Source organism: Streptomyces sp. NPDC053427, from assembly GCF_044544985.1.
GTDB lineage: Bacteria > Actinomycetota > Actinomycetes > Streptomycetales > Streptomycetaceae > Streptomyces.
In genome coordinates, this window is the sequence record NZ_JBITYA010000009.1 from 186643 (window position 1) to 207446 (window position 20804).

A 20804-nucleotide genomic window follows, 5' to 3' on the forward strand; every position below is an offset into this window, starting at 1 on the left:
GGGGGTTTCCGCTTACGGCCCAACTCGGGCCGCCATCGTGCTTGTGCTGCGTCGCAGCTGTTGAGTTGGTGGCTGGGTCAGCCGGCCATCCGCCGGGCCGCCTCGTCGAGGCGCTCCGCGATGGTCCCGTTGATGACCTCGTCGCCGATCCGGACCTGGACGCCGCCGAGGACCTCGGGGTCCACGTCGAGGTTCAGGTGGATCTGCCGTCCGTACACCGCGGTCAGCGCGGCGCCGAGGCGCTCCCGCTGCCCTTCGCTGAGGGGTACCGCGGAGGTGACCACCGCGACCATGCGGTCCCGGCGGTGCGCGGCGAGCTTGGAGAGGGCATCGAGTCCCGCTTCCAGGCTACGGCCTCGCGGCTGGCTCACGAGACGGACCACCAGCCGCTCGGTGACCGGGTTGGCCCGGCCGCCCAGCAGCGAGTGCAGCAGCTCCGCCTTGGCGGAGGCGGCCGCGGTGTGGTCCGTCAGCGCGCTGCGCAGCTGCGGGGCCGAGGCGACGATCCGGCCGAACCGGAACAGCTCGTCCTCGACCTCGTCGAGCGCGCCGGAGCGCTGGGCCGCGGCCAGGTCGGCGCTGTAGGCCAGCTCCTCGATCGCGTCCGTCAGGTCACGCGAGCGCGACCAGCGGGAGCGGACCATGCCGGTGACCAGCTCGGCGGCGGGGCCGCCGATATGGCTGCCGAGCAGCCGCTGAGCCAGTTCGGCCCGCGCCTGGCCGCCCTGCGCCGGGTCGGTCAGGACCCGACGCAGCGACACCTCGCGGTCGAGCAGAGCGGTGACGGCAGCCAGCTCCTCGGCGAGCTTCGCCGCGTCGACGGAAGCGTTGTCCGTCAGCGCGTCGAGCTGCTCGCGTGCGGAGGAGAGTGCCTCGCGGCTCGCTCCGTTCATCGGCCGGCCTCAGCCTTCGTCGCGTCCGAAGCCGCCTGGGCCTCGAGCTCGTCGAGGAAGCGGTCGATGGTCCGGCTCTGCCGGGCGACGTCCTCGAGGGACTCACCGACGAGCTTGCCGGCCAGGTCGGTGGCGAGCGTGCCCACGTCCTGGCGCAGCGAGTGCGCGGCCGCCTTCCGGTCCGCCTCGATCTGGGCGTGACCGGCAGCGATGATCTCCTCACGCTGCCGCTGGCCCTCGGCGCGCATCTCGGCGATGAGCGTCGCGCCCTGCTCCTGCGCGTCCTGGCGCAGGCGCGCGGCCTCATGGCGGGCGTCAGCGAGCTGAGCCCGGTAGTCCTCAAGGACCTGCTGGGCCTCGGCCTTCATGGCCTCGGCTTCCTCCATCTGGCCTTCGATCTTGAGCCTGCGCTCGTCCAGAACCTTGTTGATGTTCGGGAGGAGCTTCTTGGCCAGGATGCCGAAGACGATGAAGAAGGCGATCAGGCCGATGACCAGCTCTGGAATCGGCGGGACCAGGGGGTTCTCAGGAACCTCCGCCGCCATGTTGACCAGGGTCACAACAATGCCTTCCGTCTAAATGGGCGTCGTCGAGCGATGCGCTTACTTGTACGCGTAGCCCATGACGATGCCGATGAGGGCGAGCGCCTCACAGAAGGCGAAACCCATGATCTGGTTGGTGCGGATCAGGCCGGCCGCCTCGGGCTGGCGGGCGAGGGCCTGGGTGCCGTTACCGAAGATGATGCCGACGCCGACGCCGGGGCCGATGGCCGCGAGGCCGTAACCGACGGAGGCGATGTTGCCGGTGAGGCCGGCGGCGAGGTTGACAGTCTCCAGAGCAGCGGACATGCCGTTACTTCCTTCTCTTTCACGGACCGGTGGGGGTTGGCCACCGGAGGACTGAATCGATTTGCGGGAGCCGGGGTGCTCAGTGGTTCTCGGCGAGCGCGCCCTGGACGTAGTTGCAGGCCAGGAGGACGAAGACGTACGCCTGGACGGCCTGGATGAAGAGCTCGAAGGCGGTCATCACGATGGTCATCAGGAACGACGCGCCCGCGTAGACGATGCCTACGCCGTTCAGCAGGTACCAGCTGGCGATGGTGAACATCAGGATCAGCATGTGACCGGCGAACATGTTCGCGAAGAGCCGGACCGCGTGGGTGAAGGGCCGGATGATCAGGTGCTGGAGCAGCTCGAGCACCATGATCAGCGGGAGGACCCAGCCGAGCGACTTGTCGTAGCCCGAGAGGTTCTTCAGGGCGCCGACGAATCCGTGCCGCTTGAAGGTCAGCGACATCCAGATGATGTAGACGACCAGCGCGAGCCCGATCGGGAAGGCGATGACCGAGGTGACCGGGAACTGCGCGACCGGGATGATGGACCAGATGTTCATGATCCACACGAAGAAGAACAGCGACACCATGAAGGGGACGTACTTGTCGCCCTCCTTCTTGCCGAGCGCGTCATAGACGAGCCCGCGGCGCACGAAGTCGTATCCCGCCTCACCGATCATCTGCAGCTTGCCGGGGACCACCTTGGCCCTGCCGAATGCGGCCCAGAAGAACCACACGACCACGACCGTGCTCAGCAGAGCGAGCAGCATCGGCTTGTTGAACTCGAAGCCACCGACGGTGAAGAGCGGCTTGAAGACGAACGAATGAAGGCCCGGGGACTCGAAGCCACACCCCGGAATAAAGAGGTGACAGTTCGCGTCGAAGGCGAGCATCGTTTCAGCACTCACCGCGGGCTCCTTCAGCGTGGCGCATGGGTACGGCAACCTCGTTGTGTCGGCGCGGCGTTGAGCCACGGTGCGGCACTGGACTGGTCTTACGGATTAGGGGGCGGCCGGCCGGCGCTGGGCCGGGCCGGATCACAGGCATCGGCCGCGAGAACTGCCCATGGGATCCCTCGGAATCTGGGAGCTCAGCCGCCTGCGCCATCTGTGCCGCAGTTGGCACCGGACGATAGCAGGCCCGCATGAGGGCATTTATCCCGGCCCTACGTCTCACGTCGGCGACCCCGCCGTCTCCGCGTTCTTCGTCTCCGCGGAGTCGGGATTCACGTACAGAATTTTCGCCTTCATATGACCGCGGGTCTGGGCCGCGATCCATACGAGGGTGGCGCCGAGCAGAGTGAACGCAAATACCTTTGTGTCAAAGAGCGTTGTGTCCTTGAACGCGATCACGAAGACCGCGACGAGCAGGATCTGCACCGTGTACAGCAGCAGGCCCATCATCTGGAACAGCTGCGGAAGCTTCTTGGCGGTCTGCTGCAGGACGACGAGTCCCGCGCCCATCACGAGCACCACCAGCACGGTGCCGAGGACGGCTCCGAGCACTGCCGTCCCGCCCGCGGCCACGGCGCTCACGGCAACGGCGATGGCGCCGAGGGCAAGCGTGGGCACAACGGCGTGAAGGAGTAGTCGGGCGTCATTCGACTGCATGGCGGCGCTCCGGCAAAGGGTGGGGGTGGTGTCGTCGAGGACGAGCGTAGACCCGGCCAGAGGCGGAACCTGAGGCCAAAGGGCCGTCGCACTACGGTCCTTCGGCTCTATCGCCGGGTTTCGTGAACGGTATCACAAACTATTTGATGAGGTCTTTACCTGGTTCGTGTGGACCCTGTCACACCTGAGCGTGAACCTGCGCGTTGGTGCACTGACAGCCAGGTAAATGTCTGGTATCGGGTCAACAGTGGCGGTTTCTGACCCCCGTCAGGGCGACACGGTCACCGGATCAACGGTTACTTCCCGCTTTACGGCGGTCCACGAAGCGTGAGCGGTCGCCGATCGCGGTGGCCCCGTTGATGCCCGCCGGGACGGGCTCGTGCTCCTCTTCCGCGTCGGCGGAGGCCGCCTCGGCCGCCGCGACGGCCGGCCCGCGACCGCTCCTGCGGTACCGCGGCGGGACCATCCACTCCGCCCAGCGCGGCGTCCGCGGCGTGAAGCGCGGCAGCAACAGCAGCACCAGGCCCACCGCGCTCAGCAGCACGATGCCCAGCACGATCCACATGCTCGCGTTGTTCACCGAGTACGCGACCGCGCCGAAGGCGATCAGCGCCGACCAGAAGTACATGATCAGCACCGCTCGGCTGTGCGAGTGGCCGATCTCCAGCAGCCGGTGGTGCAGATGGCCACGGTCGGCGGCGAACGGCGACTGGCCCTTCCACGTACGCCGCACAATGGCCAGAATCAGGTCGGCGACCGGCACCGCGATCACCGTCAGCGGCAGCAGCAGCGGAATGTAGACGGGCACCATCGCATGGGTGGCCTCGCGGACGCCGCCGGTCTTCTCGCCCAGCAGGTCAGGGTCGACCTGGCCGGTGATCGAGACCGCGCCGGCCGCCATCACCAGGCCGATCAGCATGGAGCCGGAGTCGCCCATGAAGATCCGCGCCGGGTGCATGTTGTGCGGCAGGAAGCCCAGGCACATGCCCATCAGAACGACCGAGAACAGCGTCGCGGGCGCGGCCGCCTCGATGCCGTAGCCGTACCAGAGCCGGTAGGCGTACATGAAGAACGCCGCGGCGGCGATGCAGACCATGCCAGAGGCCAGCCCGTCCAGTCCGTCGACGAAGTTGACGGCATTGATGGTGATGACGACCAGCGCGACGGTCAGCAGCGTGCCCTGCATCGGCGTCAGCGAGACCGTGCCGACACCGGGGACGGGGATCCACAGGATCGTCAAACCCTGAAGGACCATCACTCCCGCGGCGATCATCTGGCCGCCGAGCTTGACCAGCGCGTCCACGCCCCACTTGTCGTCCAGCACACCGAGGACCCAGATCAGCGCGGCGCCCGACAACAGCGCCCGCGGCTCGTTGGAGCTCTCGAACACGCTCTTGAGGTTCGTCAGATGCGAGGCGACCAGGAGGCCCGCACACAGCCCGCCGAACATCGCGATGCCGCCGAGCCGCGGCGTCGGCTCGCGGTGGACGTCACGCGCGCGGATCTCCGGCATCGCACCGGCCGCGATCGCGAACTTCCGCACCGGCCCGGTCAGCAGGTAGGTCACCGCGGCCGTGACGCACAGCGTCAGCAGGTATTCACGCACGGGCTGCCCCATTGGTATAGCTGGCCATCACAGCCACACACCCTATGCGTGTCCGCCCCCTGGCCGTGAATACAGGGGAAGACGCGGGCCACCCCGCAATGGTTCCCGCGGGCCCCCGGCGGTCAGCCGCGATCGGGATAAGGCGGGAAGCGCCGGACCAATGCCGCGGTCTCCGCGCGGACCGTGGCGTCCTCGCGCAGCGCCGCCCCGATCAGCTCGGCGATCCGCCGCATCTCGCTCTCGCCCATCCCCTGGGTCGTCACCGCGGCCGTGCCCAGCCGGATGCCGTACCGCCGGGCCGGGCGCTTGTCGGGCACCTCGGCGCACGGCAGCGCGCAGGTGTCCAGCACGATGCCGGCGGCCGCCAGGCGGCCCCGGGCGGTGCGCGCGTCCAGTTCGAGCGGCGCGGTGTCGGCGGTGATCAGATGGGTGTCCGTACCGCCGGTGCCGACCGTCAGCCCCTGCTCCGCCAGCGCCTGGGCCAGGCTGCGGGCATTGGCGACGACCTGGTGGGCGTAGGCGGAGAACGCGGGCGTGGCGGCCTCCCCGAAGGCGACCGCCTTGGCCGCGACCGCGTTCATCTGGGCGCCCCCCTGGGTGAAGGGGAACACCGCCCGGTCGATCCGCTCGGCCAGCTTCGCGCCGCACAGCACCATCCCGCCGCGCGGGCCGCGCAGCACCTTGTGGGTGGTGGCGCACACCACATCGGCGTACGGGACCGGGCTGGGCGCCGCGCCCCCGGCGATCAGCCCCATCGGGTGCGCCACGTCCGCGATCAGATAGGCGCCGACCTCGTCGGCGATGTCGCGGAAGGCCGCGTAGTCGAGGTGCCGGGGGTAGGAGATCGAACCGCACACGATCGCCCGCGGGCGGCGGTCGCGGGCCAGGGCGCGGACCGCGTCGTAGTCGAGGAGCCCGCTCTCCTCGTCGAGGCCGTACCCGGCGAAGTCGAACCACCGGCCGGAGAAGTTGGCGGGCGATCCGTGGGTGAGGTGGCCGCCGTGCGGGAGGGACATGGCCAGAACCGTGTCTCCCGGGCTCAGCAGGGCGGCGTAGGCGGCCAGCACGGCCGAAGACCCGCTATGGGGCTGGACGTTGGCGTGTTCGGCGCCGAACAGGGCCTTGGCGCGCTCCACGGCGATCCGCTCGGCGAGATCGACGATCTCGCAGCCGCCGTGGTGCCGGGCGCCGGGATACCCCTCCGCGTACTTGTTGCCGAGGGGGGAGCCGAGGACGGCGAGCACGGCGGGTGAGGCGTAGTTCTCCGCGGCGATCAGCTGGAGGCAGTCGGCCTGCCGGGCGCTCTCCCCGAGCAGCACCCCGGCGATCTCCGGGTCCTGGCGCAGCAGCGCGTCGAAATCGGGGGCGCCGGCCGGGCGGGCGGTGCCGTCGCGGGCGGCGGCCCGTGCCCGCTCCTCGGCGGCCTTGCTCTCGCTGCGGGCTGACGCGGTGGTGGCGGACATCGCTGGCTCCGGGCCTCGTACGGGGACGTAGTCCCAATGTAGGCGCGGTGGAGCGATCGGGCGCGGTGTGTGCGGCGCACGGGCGGCGGCCCGCCCCGGAGCGGGCGGCGGCCGCCTCTGGGACAGGCCCTAGGCGCGCGCCGGGACTCCCGTGAGCGCCGTGACGACCGGGTCCAGCGCCTGGTTGATCTCGTCCCCGATGGAGCGGAAGAAGGTGATGGGGGCGCCGTAGGGGTCGTAGACCTCGTCGGACTCCGGGTTGGGCGCCAGCAGCCAGCCGCGCAGCGCGGCGGCGGCACCGACCAGCGCACGGGCCCGCTCGACCAGCCCGCCGTCCGGCAGGTCCGGGTCGGGCTCGGGCAGGGTGGCGGGGTCTATGGCCCGCACCAGCCGGTTGAACTCCTTGAGCGTGAAGGTGCGCAGCCCCGCGGAGTGGCCCATCGAGATGACCTGGGCGCGGTGGTCGCGGGTCGCGGTGAGGACCAGGTCGGCCCGGATGACGTGCTCGTCGAGCAGCTCCCGGCCGAGGAAGCCGTCGGGGTCCGCGCCGTAGTCGCTGCACACGGTGGCGGCGTGCGCCTCCATGGGGGCGCCCTCGTGCCCCCAGGTGCCGGCGCTCTCCACCAGCAGCCCGCCGCTGCACTGGGCGCCGAGCCGCAGCTCCAGGGCGCGCCGGTGCAGCCGCTCGGTGATGGGCGAGCGGCAGACGTTGCCCGTACTGACGTGCAGGATCCGGAAAGGGCGGGCAGGGGGAAGAAGGAAGTCGTCGTCCGGTCCCGCTATGCCACGCCCCAGGGGCGCCATCAATTGGCCACCTCGAGCTCGGGTACCACCTTGCGCAGCTCTTCCGCGGTGAGCGCGCCCTCGCGCAGCAGCACCGGAGTCCTGCCGGTGACGTCGACGATCGAGGACGGTACGGCGGCGGGGGTGGGGCCGCCGTCGAGGTAGACGGAGACCGAGTCGCCGAGCATCTCCTGCGCGGCGTCGCAGTCCTGCGGGGAGGGGTGGCCGGTGAGGTTGGCGCTGGAGACGGCCATCGGGCCGAATTCGGTGAGCAGCTCGATCGCGACGGGGTGCAGCGGCATCCGTACCGCGACCGTGCCGCGGGTCTCGCCCAGGTCCCAGGTCAGCGACGGCTGGTGCTTGGCGACGAGGGTGAGCGCGCCGGGCCAGAAGGCGTCGACCAGCTCCCAGGCCTGCTCGGAGAAGTCGGTGACCAGGCCGTGGAGGGTGTTCGGGGAGCCGACGAGGACCGGGGAGGGCATCCCGCGGCCGCGGCCCTTGGCCTCCAGCAGGTCGCCGACGGCCTCGGCGCTGAAGGCGTCGGCGCCGATGCCGTAGACGGTGTCGGTCGGCAGCACGACCAGTTCGCCGCGGCGGATGGCCGAGGCGGCCTCGCGCAGACCGGTCGCGCGGTCGGTCGCGTCGTTGCAGTCGTAACGCCGGGCCATTACTGGACCTCCTCGTGCGGAACGGATACAGCGGATGCAGCGGATACGGCGGGTGTACCGGCCGCATCGGGCGCCGAGGCGGGACGCGTCATGGCGTCGCCCGGCGCGCGGTGGCGAAGCGGGGCCTGTTGTTCAGGTCCGGGTGGTCGGCCGCGTCCGCCCACCCCTTCTCCTCGGTGAAGATCCACGGCACCTGTCCGCCCTGGGTGTCGGCGTGCTCGATGACGACCACGCCGCCGGGCCGCAGCAGGCGGTGTGCGGTCCGCTCGATGCCGCGGATGGTGTCCAGGCCGTCCTGGCCCGAGAACAGCGCCAGCTCGGGGTCGTGGTCGCGGGCCTCGGGAGCGACGTACTCCCACTCGGTCAGCGGGATGTACGGCGGGTTGGAGACGACCAGGTCGACCTGCCCGTCCAGTTCGGGAAGCGCGGTCAGCGCATCGCCGTGGTGCAGAACGACGCGGGACCCCTCGACGTTCTTGCGCGCATAGTCCAGTGCCTCTTCGGACAGCTCCACGGCGTGCACCCGCGAACGCGGCACCTCCTGTGCGAGGGCCAGGGCGATCGCCCCCGAGCCCGTGCACAGGTCGACGATCAGCGGTTCGACGACGTCCATGGCCCGTACGGCGTCTATGGCCCAGCCGACCACCGACTCGGTCTCCGGGCGGGGTACGAACACCCCTGGCCCGACGGTGAGTTCGAGGTAGCGGAAGAAGGCGCGGCCGGTGATGTGCTGAAGCGGTTCGCGCGCCTCGCGGCGGGCGATCGCCTCCCAGTAGCGGGCGTCGAAGTCCGCGTCGGGGACGGTGTGCAGCTGGCTCCGCTTGACGCCGTGCACATGCGCGGCGAGCTCTTCGGCGTCGAAACGCGGTGAGGGCACGCCGGCGTCGGCCAGTCGCTGGGTGGCCTGGGCCACCTCGGCGAGCAGCAGAGACCGGGAGCTCGGCCCGCGGCGCGGCCGCTGGGGGTCGCTGTGCCCCCCGGGAGATTGCTGCACTGGGGTCCTCCAGCCGGTACGTACAGGGTCTTGCGGGCTTGCTTACTGCGCGGCGGCGAGCTTCGCCGCCGAGTCGGCGTCGACGCACGCCTGGATGACCGGATCCAGCTCGCCGTCGAGCACCTGGTCCAAGTTGTACGCCTTGAAGCCGACCCGGTGGTCCGAGATCCGGTTTTCCGGGAAGTTGTACGTGCGGATCTTCTCGGAGCGGTCGACGGTGCGCACCTGGCTGCGGCGGGCGTCGGCGGCCTCCTGCTCGGCGGCCTCCTGGGCGGCGGCCAGCAGCCGGGAGCGCAGGATGCGCATGGCCTGCTCCTTGTTCTGGAGCTGGCTCTTCTCGTTCTGGCAGGAGGCGACCACACCGGTCGGCACGTGCGTGATGCGCACCGCGGAGTCGGTGGTGTTGACGGACTGGCCGCCGGGGCCCGAGGAGCGGTACACGTCGATGCGGAGATCGTTCATGTTGATCTCGACGTCGACCTCTTCGGCCTCGGGGGTCACCAGGACGCCGGCCGCGGAGGTGTGGATGCGGCCCTGCGACTCGGTGGCGGGCACCCGCTGGACGCGGTGCACCCCGCCCTCGTACTTCAGGCGCGCCCAGACGCCCTGTCCGGGCTCGGTGGCGCCGTTACCGCCCTTGGTCTTCACCGCGACCTGGACGTCCTTGTAGCCGCCCAGCTCGGACTCGGTGGAGTCGATGATCTCGGTCTTCCAGCCGACCCGCTCGGCGTAGCGCAGGTACATGCGCAGCAGGTCGCCGGCGAACAGGGCCGACTCGTCGCCGCCCGCGCCCGCCTTGATCTCCAGGAGGACGTCCTTGTCGTCGCTGGGGTCACGCGGGACGAGCAGCAGCCGCAGCTTTTCGGTCAGCTCGTCGCGGCGGGCGTCGAGCTCCTTGACCTCGTCGGCGAAGTCCGGGTCGTCCGCGGCCAGTTCGCGCGCGGTCTCCATGTCGTCGCCGGTCTGCCGCCAGGAACGGTAGGTGGCGATGATCGGGGTCAGCTCAGAGTAGCGCTTGTTGAGCCGCGTGGCCTCGCGCTGGTCGGCATGGACCGCGGGGTCGGCCAGCCGCTTCTCGAGATCGGCGTGCTCGCCGACCAGTTCCTCGACCGCCTCGAACATCGTGTGTTCCTCTGCTGACTGACTGGACTTGCCGCGGCTGCCCCCGTACGGGGCCCCGGGCACCTCCCGGCCGGACGGCGGGGAGGCCTGACGACAAAGACGCCGGCCCGGTCACCCCTGTCCAGGGGCGACCGGAGACCGGCGCCTTGCGGGTCGCTACTTCTTGGCGGCTGCGGCCTTGCCGAAGCGGGCCTCGAAGCGGGCCACGCGGCCGCCGGTGTCCATGATCTTCTGCTTGCCCGTGTAGAACGGGTGGCACTCGGAGCAGATGTCGGCGCGGATGGTGCCGCCGGCAACGGTGCTACGGGTGGTGAACGAGGCGCCACAGGTGCAGCTGACCTGGGTCTCGACATACTCCGGGTGGATGTCGCGCTTCAAGGGATTCTCCTAGGTTCGGGAGTGCACCGGGTCGTGTCGCGGGTTGCGTCACGTGAACCGGGGCCGACGGTCCAGTCTGCCAGGACTAGCCGTATCTCCCAAAACCGGGGTAGGTCCGCAACTATTCCCCCTGGGTGTCCGGGGCCCGGCGGGCCCCCGCACCCCCTACGACGGCTACTTCACGTACCGGCTCGTGCCGCCGGTGTCACCGGCCGAACCCTTGATCGCGGACTTCGGGACGGCCCGGTCCTGCCGCAGCGCGTCCCAGACCTGCTTGCCCTGCTTGGTCAGGGGCACCACCCGGTCCGGGTCGGTCGGGTCGTACGTCACCGGCAGCGTCAGCATGTCGATGTGGTCCGACCCGATGGAGCCCAGGCTCTTGGCCAGCCCGGTCAGCTCGCTCACCGAGTTGAGGTCGGTGTCGGTGGTGATGGCCTTGGTGGCGGTGTCGGCGACGTCGTAGAGCTTGGCGGGGTTGGTCAGCACCCCGACGTTCTTGACCTGGTCCATCAGCGCCTTGATGAACGTCTGCTGGAGCTGGATACGGCCCAGGTCGCTGCCGTCGCCGCCGGGGACGCCGTGCCGGGTCCGGACGAGCCCGAGGGCGTCCTCGCCGTTCAGCGTGTGCTTGCCGGGCCGCAGGTGCAGGTGGCTGTCGTTGTCGTCGATCGCCTTGGTGGTGGTGATGTCCACGCCGCCCAGCGCGTCGATGAGCTTCTTGAAGCCGGTGAAGTCCACCTCGAGGAAGTGGTCCATCCGGATGCCGCTGATCGACTCGACGGTCTTGACGGCGCAGGCCGGGCCGCCGACCTCGTAGGCGGTGTTGAACATGGCCCGCTGCGCGCCGGGGACGACCTGGCCGTTCTTGGTGCAGTCCGGCCGCTTGATCATGGTGTCGCGAGGCACGCTGACGACGCTGGCCTTCCGGTGCCCCTTGTAGACGTGGACGACCATCGCGGTGTCGGAGCGGGCGCCGCCCTCGTCCTTGCCGTACTTGCCGTTCTTGCCGGCCCGGGAGTCCGACCCCATCACCAGGATGTCCATCGAGCCGTTGTCGACGTTCTGGGGGCGGTCGTGGCCCAGGGCGGCGTTGATGTCGATGCCCTTGAGGTTCCCGTTCAGCTTGAAATAGACGTACCCGAGTCCGGCCCCGCCGAGCAGTACGGCGCTGACCAGCGCGCACAGGGTGATCGTCAGTGCCCGGCGGCGCCGGGTCGGGCCCTTGCGCCGGCGGCCCGTGGCACGTATGCCGCGGGCACGGCTTTCGGCCGTCATCGCGGTCCCGTTACTGTCCGCCATCTGCTCCTCAGTCCTTGGTCTCTCGGCTACCCCTCGCCGCGCCGTGCTCCGTGCTTCACGGCCTGTGGTGTCTGGTCAGACGGGAGGTAGACGGGAAGGGTTGCACAGCGTGGTGTGTGCCCTTTCTTAGAAGAGGGGCGGGCCGGCTCGCGGCGATCCGGGACTTTCGTCCTTCTCACCAGGGATTTCGGCCCGATACCGGACATTGCGCGAACAGGTGTACGTTGCGCGGTCCTGTGCGGAACGTCTCAGCGGCGGACGGCTCCGGCGCGGCACGCGTCACACCCGGGAGCACACAGCACGAAGCCCTCCCCACCCATAGGGGTGAGGAGGGCTCCGTGAGCGGCGTCGCTACGGGCGTCAGTCGTTGCCGTTGCCCATGCCCGGCGTCGTCTTCTGGATCTGCAGCAGGAACTCCGCGTTGGACTTCGTCTGCTTCATCTTGTCCAGCAGCAGCTCGATGGCCTGCTGCTGGTCCAGGGCGTGCAGCACCCGGCGCAGCTTCCACACGACGGACAGCTCGTCGCTGCCCATCAGGATCTCTTCCTTACGGGTGCTGGACGCGTCCACGTCCACCGCCGGGAAGATGCGCTTGTCCGAGAGCTTGCGGTCGAGCTTGAGCTCGAGGTTGCCGGTGCCCTTGAACTCCTCGAAGATCACCTCGTCCATCCGCGAGCCGGTCTCGACCAGCGCGGTGGCCAGGATGGTCAGCGAGCCGCCGTCCTCGATGTTGCGCGCGGCACCGAAGAAGCGCTTCGGCGGGTAGAGCGCGGTCGAGTCGACACCACCGGACAGAATGCGGCCGGAGGCGGGGGCGGCGAGGTTGTACGCGCGGCCCAGACGGGTGATGGAGTCCAGCAGGACGACCACGTCGTGACCCAGCTCCACGAGGCGCTTGGCGCGCTCGATGGCCAGCTCGGCGACGGTGGTGTGGTCCTCGGCCGGGCGGTCGAAGGTCGAGGAGATGACCTCGCCCTTGACCGACCGCTGCATGTCGGTGACCTCTTCCGGACGCTCGTCGACCAGGACGACCATCAGGTGGCACTCGGGGTTGTTGCGGGTGATCGAGTTGGCGATCGCCTGCATGATCATGGTCTTGCCGGTCTTCGGCGGGGCCACGATCAGACCGCGCTGGCCCTTGCCGATCGGCGTGACCAGGTCGATGATCCGGGTCGTCAGGCCGCCCGACTCACCCTCCAGGCGCAGCCGCTCCTGCGGGTAAAGGGGCGTCAGCTTGCCGAACTCCGGCCGCTGGCGGCCCTGTTCGGGCGCCACGCTGTTGACGGTGTCGAGCCGCACCAGCGCGTTGAACTTCTCGCGCCGCTCGCCGTCCTTGGGCTGGCGGACCGCGCCGGTGACGTGGTCACCCTTGCGCAGTCCGTTCTTGCGGACCTGGGCGAGCGAGACGTACACGTCGTTCGGGCCGGGCAGGTAGCCGGAGGTCCGGATGAACGCGTAATTGTCGAGGATGTCGAGGATGCCCGCGACCGGGATCAGGACGTCGTCCTCGGTGACCTGCGGCTCGTTGCCGAAGTCCTCGCGGCCGCCACGACGGCCGCGGCGGTCGCGGTAGCGCCCGCGACGGCCCCGGCGGCCGCCCTCGAAGTCGTCCTCGTCGTCGGGGCGGCGGTCGCGCTGGCGGTCCTGGCGCTCGCCGCGCTGGCCGCCGCCGTCGCCCGCGTCACCCTTGCGGCGGTCGCCGCGGTCCTGGCGCTCGCCGCGGTCCTGACGGTCGCCGCGGTCCTGACGGTCGCCGCGCTGGCCACGCTGGCCGCGGTCGCCCTTCTGCTGGCGGTCCTGGCGGTCGCCGCGGTCCTGGCGGTCCTTGCCGGGCCGGCCCTCGGCGGTCTCCACCGCGGTCTCGGCCTTGGCGGTCGCCGTCTCGGTCCGCGCCTCGACCTTGGTGTCGGTCTTGACGTCGCCCGCGACGGTCTCGGGGCTGCCCGCCGCGGCGGTGGCCCGGCGCCGGCGGCGCTCGCCGGCCGGCTGCTCGTCGCTGACCGGCTGGCCGGGGATCTCGATCTGCTGCTGGGTGGCCGCGGACTGCTCGGCGGCCTTGTCACCCTTGGCGGGCTTGTCGGCGCTCTTGTCGGCCGCGGCCTCGCCCGTACGGGCCTTGGAGGTCGTACGGCGCTTCGGCTTGGTCTCGGCGGCGGGCGCGTCGGCCTTGGCCGCGGCACCGGAGCCTCCGGCCTGCTTCTCCTTGATGACCTCGATCAGCTGGCTCTTGCGCATCCGCGCGGTGCCCTTGATGCCGAGGCCGGAGGCAACCTGCTGGAGCTCTGCCAGGACCATGCCGTCAAGGCCGGTGCCAGAACGGCGTCGCCGCGTGGCAGGGGCTGTGGCAGCACCGGTGGCAGGCGCGGCGGGAGCGTCCGTGGCGGGCGCGGTGGCACTGCCATCGGTGCGCACGCCCATCAGATCGGTGGTGTCGCTCACGAAGGGTCCTTCCCTGGAGCGGGCGTCGGCCTGTCTGGCTCGGCGACCGGGTTGTGCTGTCCGGCTCGATGTCCCTGGTCTTGCGGACCGGGCCGGGGCGGTGGTCCCGCCGGATATGGCGGAAAGATCAAGATCAATTCATGGTTCCGGCGTGAAGAGATGCAGAGTGACTCATGACGCCACGCCGATTCCGGAGCGTGCTCACTTCTGCTCAGGCCATTGCTCCAAGCAGTTTGGGAGGCTCCCGGAAGAAAGTGGTCCCGACTGGGGACACCAAGCACCGCGCCGCACAGGCGTCGGGTACTGACTTGAGGTTAACACTACCGGATCCAACAAACATTCCCCCTCTCCAAGACCGGCAATCAGTCGATCACAAGCGTGATCACCCGGCGAGCGGCAGCACGCAGGTGCCCGCCGCGTCGAGGGTCAGCCGGTTGGCCGCCCACCCCTCTCCCGCCAGCGCGGCAACCTTGTCGGCCGCCGCGTCCTCGACCAGTGCGAGCACGGTGGGGCCCGCACCGGAGACAACTGCGGGGACGCCGTCCGCGCGCAGTTGGTTCACCAGGGCCACACTCTCCGGCATCGCGGGGGCGCGGTACTCCTGGTGAAGTCGGTCCTCGGTCGCGGCCAGCAGCAGCTCGGGGCGCCTGGTCAGGGCCTCCACGAGCAGCGCGGCGCGACCGGCGTTGGCCGCCGCGTCCACATGCGGGACGGTGCGCGGCAGCAGTCCACGGGCGGTCTCGGTCAGCACCGGCTTACCGGGCACGAAGACCACCGGAACGATGGAATCGGCGGGATCCATCCGGATGGCCCGCGCGGTGCCGCCGTCCATCCAGGCGAGCGTGAAGCCACCCATCAGGCATGCGGCGACGTTGTCGGGGTGGCCCTCGATCTCGGTGGCCAGCTCCAGCAGCGCGGTGTCGTCGAGCTTCTGCTCGCCGCCTATCGTCACGGCGCGGGCGGCGACGATGCCGGCGCAGATGGCGGCCGACGAGGAGCCCAGGCCGCGGCCGTGCGGGATGCGGTTGGCGCAGACGATCTCCAGGCCGCGCGGCTGTCCGCCGAGCCGGTCGAAGGCGGCACGCATCGACCGTACGAGCAGGTGGTTCTCGTCGCGCGGGAGGGTGTCGGCGCCCTCACCTGCGATGTCGACGTGCAGACCGGAGTCGGCGACGCGCACGACGACATCGTCATAAAGGCCCAGGGACAGGCCGAGGGCGTCGAAGCCGGGACCGAGATTGGCGCTGGAAGCGGGGGTGCGCACCCGGACGGCGGCGGCGCGGAACGCGGGACCGGCCATCGCTCGATGACTCTCCTTGATTGATGCTGCGGTACTGCCCCAGAACACCGGCACCGTAGCGCCCGGGCGGCTCGTGGGGTCTGTTCTGACTTGCCCTGCACACCACTGCGTTATGCCGTGGGGAGGGGAGTTGGCTGCCAGCCTATCGAAGGAAGGTTCTGTGGCGACATAGGGCGCACAGGAGGCGCACGGTGCGTGTCGCGCGCCTTCCTGTGCCCCGACGTCTTCTTCTACGGGCTTTGCACCTTTGCACACCGGTCGGTGCGCAGGCGCCGGGGGCGGCAGCCGCCCCCATCCGGGTCCGTACGCGCAGGTCCTGCCCGTACGGACCGGTGAGCACGCCGGGCGGTCAGGCGAGGCCCAGCCGCTCGGCGGCGGCGTCCGCGTCGATCGGGACCGTCACGGGCTGCGGCGCGCCGGCCACCGCCCAGTCCGGGTCCTTGAGGCCGTTGCCGGTGACCGTGCAGACGATCTTCTGGCCCGGGTCGACCTTGCCCTCTTCGGCGGCCTTGAGCAGACCGGCGACGGACGCGGCCGAGGCAGGCTCGACGAAGACGCCCTCCTGGGAGGCCAACAGGCGGTAGGCGGCGAGGATTTGACGGTCGGTCACGTCGTCGATGAAGCCGCCGGACTCGTCCCGGGCGCGCTCGGCGAACGCCCACGAGGCGGGGTTGCCGATGCGGATCGCGGTGGCGATGGTGTGCGGGTCCTTGACGACCTCACCGCGCACGATGGGCGCGCTGCCGGAGGCCTGGAAGCCCCACATCCGCGGGGTGCGGGTGGCGATGCCGTCGGCCGCGTACTCCTGGTAGCCCTTCCAGTACGCGGTGATGTTTCCGGCGTTGCCGACGGGCAGCACATGGATGTCGGGCGCGTCGTCGAGCATGTCGACGATTTCGAAGGCGGCGGTCTTCTGGCCCTCGATGCGCACCGGGTTCACGGAGTTCACAAGTGCGACGGGGTAGTTGTCGGACAGGCTCCGGGCCAGCGTCAGACAGTCGTCGAAATTCCCGTCGATCTGCAGGATCTTCGCGCCGTGGACGAGCGCCTGCCCCATCTTGCCGAGCGCGATCTTGCCTTGGGGGACGAGCACCGCGCAGACCATGCCGGCGCGCACCGCGTAGGCGGCGGCCGAGGCGGAGGTGTTGCCCGTGGAGGCGCAGATGACGGCCTTGGCACCCTCCTCCTTGGCGCGGGTGATGGCCATCGTCATCCCGCGGTCCTTGAAGGAGCCGGTGGGGTTGGCGCCCTCGACCTTGAGGTGCACCTCGCAGCCGGTGCGCTCGGAGAGCACCTGGGCCGGTACGAGGGGAGTGCCGCCCTCCCGGAGGGTGACGACCTCGGTCGTGTCGCTGACCGGCAGCCGGTCACGGTATTCCTCGATGATTCCGCGCCACTGCCGGCTGGCGGTGGACGTGGTGGAATTGGCAGACATGGGTTCCTTTACTCCCCTTCGACCCGCATGATGCTGGCGACACCGCGGACGGTGTCCAGCTCGCGCAGTGCCCCGACGGTCGACGACAGGGCCGCGTCGGCCGCTCGGTGGGTGACGACGACGAGGGATGCCTCGCCGTCCTTGCCCGACTGACGGACCGTATCGATCGATACGCCGTGTTCGGCGAAGACCGTCGCAACCTGCGCAAGAACGCCGGGCTTGTCGGCCACGTCGAGACTGATGTGGTACCTCGTGACGACCTCGCCCATGGGGCTGACGGGCAGCCGCGTGTACGCGGACTCGCCCGGCCCGGTGGCACCGGCGAGCTTGTTGCGGCAGACCGCGACGAGGTCGCCCAGGACCGCGGAGGCGGTCGGCGCACCGCCCGCGCCGGGCCCGTAGAACATGAGCTGGCCGGCCGCGTCGGACTCCACGAACACCGCGTTGTAGGCCTCGCGCACGGAGGCGAGCGGATGCGTCAGCGGAATCATCGCGGGATGCACCCGCGCGGTCACGGAAGCGCCGTCCGCGGCCCGCTCGCAGATGGCCAGCAGCTTGACCGTGCAGCCCATCCGCTTGGCGGAGGCGATATCGGCCGCGGTGACCTCGGTCAGCCCCTCGCGGTGGACGTCGTCGATGGTGACGCGGGTGTGGAAGGCGATACCGGCCAGGATCGCGGCCTTGGCGGCGGCGTCGAAGCCCTCGACGTCGGCGGTCGGGTCGGCCTCGGCGTACCCGAGGGCGGTCGCCTCGTCCAGCGCCTCGCTGTAGCCGGCGCCCGTCGAGTCCATCTTGTCGAGGATGAAATTCGTGGTGCCGTTGACGATGCCGAGCACGCGGTTGACCTTGTCGCCGGCCAGCGACTCGCGCAGCGGCCGCACCAGCGGGATCGCGCCGGCCACCGCGGCCTCGTAATAGAGATCCGCGCCGTTGGCCTCGGCCGCCGCATGCAGCGCGGCACCGTCCGCCGCGACCAGCGCCTTATTGGCCGAAACCACGCTGGCGCCGTGCTCGAAGGCGGTGGTGATCAGGCTCCGCGCGGGCTCGATCCCGCCGATGACCTCCACCACCACATCGATGTCGCCGCGTTTGACGAGGGCGGTCGCATCGGTCGTGACCAGCTCGGCCGGGATGCCTTCGCGCACCCTGTCAGGGCGGCGGACGGCGATCCCGGCGAGCTCCACGGGCGCGCCGATGCGGGCGGCGAGGTCGTCGGCGTGCGTCGTCATGATGCGCGCCACCTCTGAGCCGACAACACCACAGCCCAGCAGCGCCACCTTCAGCGGACGCGTACGCATCATTCGACCCCTGCTTCTCATCGATCAGCGATTGTTCAGCTTGCTCATGCACTCAGCGTGCTCACGCACAAGTCTCACGCACCGGACGGCAGATTCCGTCCATCGTCCAGATGCCGAGACATTTATTTCATTACGGGCCGGGCCCCGTGGATCCGGCCCTACCCGACATCCAACCGCAGGAGATCTTCCTCCGTCTCCCGCCGGACGATCACCCTGGCCTCACCCTTCTTGACCGCCACGACCGGGGGTCGCAGCGCGTGGTTGTAGTTGCTCGCCATGGAGCGGCAGTACGCGCCCGTGGCGGGCACCGCAAGCAGGTCTCCCGGCGCCACGTCGCCCGGCAGGAATGCGTCCCGTACGACGATGTCCCCACTCTCGCAGTGCTTGCCGACCACCCGCGACAGCATCGGCTCGGCGTCCGAGGTCCGCGACACCAGCGCCACGCTGTACTCCGCGTCGTACAGCGCGGTGCGGATGTTGTCCGACATCCCCCCGTCCACGGACACATACGTCCGCAGGCCTTCCAGCTCCTTGACCGTGCCGACCTCGTACAGCGTGAACGCCGTGGGCCCGACGATCGCCCGCCCCGGCTCGACCGACAGCCGCGGCACGCCCAGCCCGGCGGCCTCGCACTCCTTCGTCACGATCTCGCCCAGCGCCTTGGCGATCTCGTGCGGCTCGCGCGGATCGTCCTCGGAGGTGTACGCGATCCCGAGGCCGCCGCCGAGGTCGATCTCCGGCAGCTCGACGCCGTGCTCGTCGCGCACCTCGGTCAGCAGCTGCACGACCCGGCGGGCGGACACCTCGAATCCGGCCATGTCGAAGATCTGCGACCCGATGTGGCTGTGGATCCCGATGAGTTCCAGGCCGTCCAGCTTCAGGACCCGGCGGACGGCCTCGGCGGCCTGCCCGCCGGCCAGCGCGATACCGAACTTCTGGTCCTCGTGCGCGGTCGCGATGAACTCGTGGGTGTGCGCCTCGACACCGACCGTGACCCGGATCTGCACCCGCTGCCGCTTGCCGAGCTTCTCCGCGATGTGCGCGACCCGGACGATCTCCTGGAACGAGTCGAGCACTATCCGGCCGACCCCGGCCTCCACGGCCCGGGTGATCTCCTCGGTGCTCTTGTTGTTGCCGTGCAGCGCGATCCGCTCCGCGGGCATGCCCGCCGCGAGCGCCGTGGCGAGCTCTCCCCCCGAACAGACGTCGAGGTTGAGCCCTTCCTCGGTCAGCCACCGCACGATGGCCCGGGACAGGAACGCCTTCCCGGCGTAGAAGACATCGGCCCCCGGCCCGAAGGCGTCCTTCCAGGCCCGGCAGCGCGCCCGGAAGTCGTCCTCGTCCAGGAAGTACGCCGGCGTGCCGAATTCGTCGGCGAGCGCGCGGACGTCCAGCCCGCCGACGGTCACCGCACCGTCGGCGGAGCGCCGGACGGTACGGGACCACACGCGCGGGTCAAGGGTGTTGAGATCGGCGGGCGGCCCGGCGTAGTGCCCCTCGGGCAGCACGTCGGCATGCCGGGGCCCGGCAGGATGCGCGGAACGACTCATAGCAGCGGGGATCCCCTCAAATTCTCAATGCACATCAAAGGTATTCGGGAGCGGAGACGCCGAGCAGACGCAGGCCGTTGGCGAGCACCGTCCCGGTGGCCTCGGCGAGGGCCAGCCTGGCGCGGTGCACGGCCAGGGGTTTCTGCTCCCCTACGGGCAGCGGCGGGCACACCTCGCACCACCGGACGAACGCGTCCGCCGTCGCTTCCAGATGCCGCACCATCCGGTCCGGCGCCCGGTGCCGGGCGGCGGCCTCGACGGTGGCGGGGTAGGTGGCCAGGAGGGTGGCCAGGGACTGCGTGGCGGAGCCGGAGCGCGGCCCGGCCGGGGCGACCTCCCCGGGCTCGCTCGCAAACGCGAGGTCCCGCGCATTACGCAGCAGCGCCCGCGTCCTCGCGTACGCGTACTGCACCCGGAACCGCGGATTCTCCTCCCGCTGCACGGGCCGTGCGGGCAACCGCACCGCATCCCGCGCCGCGGGCCGCAGCAGCGCCCAGCGCGCCTCGTCCGCGCCCAGTCGGGCAACGATCCCGGCGAGCTCCGCGGCGGCGCCCGGCGGCGTCGGCGGGGACTCCTCCGGCCGCCCCGTACCGGCCGCCCTCGTCATCCGCCCCAGCGCCTCGGCGACGATGACGCCGCGCGCATCGCCGGGCAACGGACCGTCGACCGGGCGCTCCCCCGGCTCCCGCTCGCCGTACCGCGCCCCGGCCGCCAGGACGTCCCGTACGAGCGCGGAGCGGGCACCGTCCCCCAGCGTGAAGTTCAAGAACCCCGGCCCGGCGATCTCCACCCGGGCGATCCCGGCGCTGCCCACCAGCCGCTGCCGCAGGATCTCGGCGATCTCCCGGGCCGGCCGGCCGGCGTCCTTGGCGAGCTGGAGCGCCACGTTGGAGGCGTAGTCCCCGCACCCGGCCCGCCGCGGCGGCCGCACCACGATGCGCTCCGGCACCGGCACGGAGAGCTCCTTCTCCTCCACCGCGCCGCGCACGGAGCGCAGGACGGTACGGGAGAGCTCGGCGGGGGTCACATGACAAGCGTATGGGAGAAGGACTCGGGACATGCGACCGGTTTCGCCTTGTGGACACCTCGCGCAGCGCGCGGGCCGGTCATCCGCCGGCGAAACCCGAGCCGCGG

General features: G+C 70.4%; 19 protein-coding genes. All 19 read right to left on the reverse strand.

Annotated elements, in window-relative coordinates; all coding sequences use genetic code 11:
* Nucleotides 1–77: 77 nt before the first annotated feature.
* The 19 genes from ACIGWZ_RS25420 to nrtL all read right to left on the reverse strand — a co-directional run bounded on the left by ACIGWZ_RS25420 (nucleotide 78) and on the right by nrtL (nucleotide 20697).
* Entirely contained in the window at nucleotides 78–893 is an 816-nt protein-coding gene (locus tag ACIGWZ_RS25420) for a F0F1 ATP synthase subunit delta (protein WP_400068375.1), read from the reverse strand.
* On the reverse strand, nucleotides 890–1438 hold the full coding sequence (locus ACIGWZ_RS25425; RefSeq protein ID WP_400068750.1) for a F0F1 ATP synthase subunit B: 549 nt from the start codon (nucleotides 1436–1438) through the stop codon (nucleotides 890–892). Before ACIGWZ_RS25425 ends, ACIGWZ_RS25420 begins: the two co-directional genes overlap by 4 nt.
* Nucleotides 1439–1495: 57 nt before the next feature.
* The gene (gene atpE / locus ACIGWZ_RS25430; RefSeq protein ID WP_030065540.1) at nucleotides 1496–1741 is read right to left on the reverse strand and encodes an ATP synthase F0 subunit C; all 246 of its coding nucleotides are present in this window, start codon (nucleotides 1739–1741) and stop codon (nucleotides 1496–1498) included.
* Between the two features lie 79 nt (nucleotides 1742–1820).
* The gene (gene atpB / locus ACIGWZ_RS25435) at nucleotides 1821–2618 is read right to left on the reverse strand and encodes a F0F1 ATP synthase subunit A (protein WP_400068752.1); all 798 of its coding nucleotides are present in this window, start codon (nucleotides 2616–2618) and stop codon (nucleotides 1821–1823) included.
* A gap of 279 nt (nucleotides 2619–2897) precedes the next feature.
* Entirely contained in the window at nucleotides 2898–3335 is a 438-nt protein-coding gene (locus tag ACIGWZ_RS25440) for a hypothetical protein (protein ID WP_400068377.1), read from the reverse strand.
* Between the two features lie 289 nt (nucleotides 3336–3624).
* A complete protein-coding gene (locus ACIGWZ_RS25445; protein WP_400068379.1) occupies nucleotides 3625–4953 on the reverse strand; it encodes an MraY family glycosyltransferase in 1329 nt (442 codons plus the stop codon).
* A 110-nt stretch (nucleotides 4954–5063) separates the two neighbouring features.
* Nucleotides 5064–6404, reverse strand: a complete 1341-nt coding sequence (gene glyA, locus ACIGWZ_RS25450) for a serine hydroxymethyltransferase (protein WP_400068381.1) — start codon at nucleotides 6402–6404, stop codon at nucleotides 5064–5066.
* A gap of 129 nt (nucleotides 6405–6533) precedes the next feature.
* Entirely contained in the window at nucleotides 6534–7211 is a 678-nt protein-coding gene (locus tag ACIGWZ_RS25455; RefSeq protein WP_400068383.1) for a protein-tyrosine-phosphatase, read from the reverse strand.
* Nucleotides 7208–7855: an L-threonylcarbamoyladenylate synthase gene (locus tag ACIGWZ_RS25460; RefSeq protein WP_400068385.1), complete on the reverse strand. Its 648-nt coding sequence runs from the start codon at nucleotides 7853–7855 to the stop codon at nucleotides 7208–7210. The genes ACIGWZ_RS25455 and ACIGWZ_RS25460 overlap by 4 nt, the downstream gene beginning before the upstream one ends.
* A gap of 88 nt (nucleotides 7856–7943) precedes the next feature.
* On the reverse strand, nucleotides 7944–8783 hold the full coding sequence (gene prmC / locus ACIGWZ_RS25465; RefSeq protein WP_400068754.1) for a peptide chain release factor N(5)-glutamine methyltransferase: 840 nt from the start codon (nucleotides 8781–8783) through the stop codon (nucleotides 7944–7946).
* Nucleotides 8784–8891: 108 nt separating this feature from the next.
* Nucleotides 8892–9971 carry a peptide chain release factor 1 gene (gene prfA / locus ACIGWZ_RS25470; protein ID WP_400068387.1) on the reverse strand — a complete coding sequence of 360 codons (1080 nt, stop codon included), beginning with the start codon at nucleotides 9969–9971 and terminating at the stop codon, nucleotides 8892–8894.
* 156 nt (nucleotides 9972–10127) lie between these two features.
* Nucleotides 10128–10349, reverse strand: a complete 222-nt coding sequence (gene rpmE, locus ACIGWZ_RS25475) for a 50S ribosomal protein L31 (protein WP_400068388.1) — start codon at nucleotides 10347–10349, stop codon at nucleotides 10128–10130.
* Between the two features lie 174 nt (nucleotides 10350–10523).
* Nucleotides 10524–11648 (reverse strand): LCP family protein, encoded by a 1125-nt coding sequence (locus tag ACIGWZ_RS25480; protein WP_400068390.1) that lies wholly within the window; start codon nucleotides 11646–11648, stop codon nucleotides 10524–10526.
* Nucleotides 11649–12008: 360 nt separating this feature from the next.
* The gene (gene rho, locus ACIGWZ_RS25485; protein ID WP_400068392.1) at nucleotides 12009–14087 is read right to left on the reverse strand and encodes a transcription termination factor Rho; all 2079 of its coding nucleotides are present in this window, start codon (nucleotides 14085–14087) and stop codon (nucleotides 12009–12011) included.
* Between the two features lie 382 nt (nucleotides 14088–14469).
* A complete protein-coding gene (gene thrB / locus ACIGWZ_RS25490; RefSeq protein WP_400068394.1) occupies nucleotides 14470–15387 on the reverse strand; it encodes a homoserine kinase in 918 nt (305 codons plus the stop codon).
* Between the two features lie 349 nt (nucleotides 15388–15736).
* Entirely contained in the window at nucleotides 15737–16822 is a 1086-nt protein-coding gene (thrC, locus tag ACIGWZ_RS25495; RefSeq protein WP_400068396.1) for a threonine synthase, read from the reverse strand.
* Nucleotides 16823–16830: 8 nt separating this feature from the next.
* Nucleotides 16831–18123, reverse strand: a complete 1293-nt coding sequence (locus ACIGWZ_RS25500; protein WP_400068398.1) for a homoserine dehydrogenase — start codon at nucleotides 18121–18123, stop codon at nucleotides 16831–16833.
* Between the two features lie 155 nt (nucleotides 18124–18278).
* The gene (gene lysA, locus ACIGWZ_RS25505) at nucleotides 18279–19670 is read right to left on the reverse strand and encodes a diaminopimelate decarboxylase (protein WP_400068399.1); all 1392 of its coding nucleotides are present in this window, start codon (nucleotides 19668–19670) and stop codon (nucleotides 18279–18281) included.
* Between the two features lie 34 nt (nucleotides 19671–19704).
* Nucleotides 19705–20697 carry an ArgS-related anticodon-binding protein NrtL gene (gene nrtL, locus ACIGWZ_RS25510; RefSeq protein WP_400068401.1) on the reverse strand — a complete coding sequence of 331 codons (993 nt, stop codon included), beginning with the start codon at nucleotides 20695–20697 and terminating at the stop codon, nucleotides 19705–19707.
* Nucleotides 20698–20804 lie beyond the last annotated feature (107 nt).

What these genes read in the sequence shown, in the direction of transcription:
- ACIGWZ_RS25425 (WP_400068750.1), bottom strand. Translation starts at nt 1,438, where the DNA reads ATGGCGGCGGAGGTTCCTGAGAACCCCCTGGTCCCGCCGATTCCAGAG.
- prfA (WP_400068387.1), bottom strand. Translation starts at nt 9,971, where the DNA reads ATGTTCGAGGCGGTCGAGGAACTGGTCGGCGAGCACGCCGATCTCGAG.
- atpE (WP_030065540.1), bottom strand. Translation starts at nt 1,741, where the DNA reads ATGTCCGCTGCTCTGGAGACTGTCAACCTCGCCGCCGGCCTCACCGGC.
- lysA (WP_400068399.1), bottom strand. Translation starts at nt 19,670, where the DNA reads ATGAGTCGTTCCGCGCATCCTGCCGGGCCCCGGCATGCCGACGTGCTG.
- ACIGWZ_RS25440 (WP_400068377.1), bottom strand. Translation starts at nt 3,335, where the DNA reads ATGCAGTCGAATGACGCCCGACTACTCCTTCACGCCGTTGTGCCCACG.
- ACIGWZ_RS25460 (WP_400068385.1), bottom strand. Translation starts at nt 7,855, where the DNA reads ATGGCCCGGCGTTACGACTGCAACGACGCGACCGACCGCGCGACCGGT.
- ACIGWZ_RS25445 (WP_400068379.1), bottom strand. Translation starts at nt 4,953, where the DNA reads ATGGGGCAGCCCGTGCGTGAATACCTGCTGACGCTGTGCGTCACGGCC.
- glyA (WP_400068381.1), bottom strand. Translation starts at nt 6,404, where the DNA reads ATGTCCGCCACCACCGCGTCAGCCCGCAGCGAGAGCAAGGCCGCCGAG.
- atpB (WP_400068752.1), bottom strand. Translation starts at nt 2,618, where the DNA reads ATGCTCGCCTTCGACGCGAACTGTCACCTCTTTATTCCGGGGTGTGGC.
- ACIGWZ_RS25500 (WP_400068398.1), bottom strand. Translation starts at nt 18,123, where the DNA reads ATGATGCGTACGCGTCCGCTGAAGGTGGCGCTGCTGGGCTGTGGTGTT.
- thrB (WP_400068394.1), bottom strand. Translation starts at nt 15,387, where the DNA reads ATGGCCGGTCCCGCGTTCCGCGCCGCCGCCGTCCGGGTGCGCACCCCC.
- thrC (WP_400068396.1), bottom strand. Translation starts at nt 16,822, where the DNA reads ATGTCTGCCAATTCCACCACGTCCACCGCCAGCCGGCAGTGGCGCGGA.
- ACIGWZ_RS25420 (WP_400068375.1), bottom strand. Translation starts at nt 893, where the DNA reads ATGAACGGAGCGAGCCGCGAGGCACTCTCCTCCGCACGCGAGCAGCTC.
- ACIGWZ_RS25480 (WP_400068390.1), bottom strand. Translation starts at nt 11,648, where the DNA reads ATGGCGGACAGTAACGGGACCGCGATGACGGCCGAAAGCCGTGCCCGC.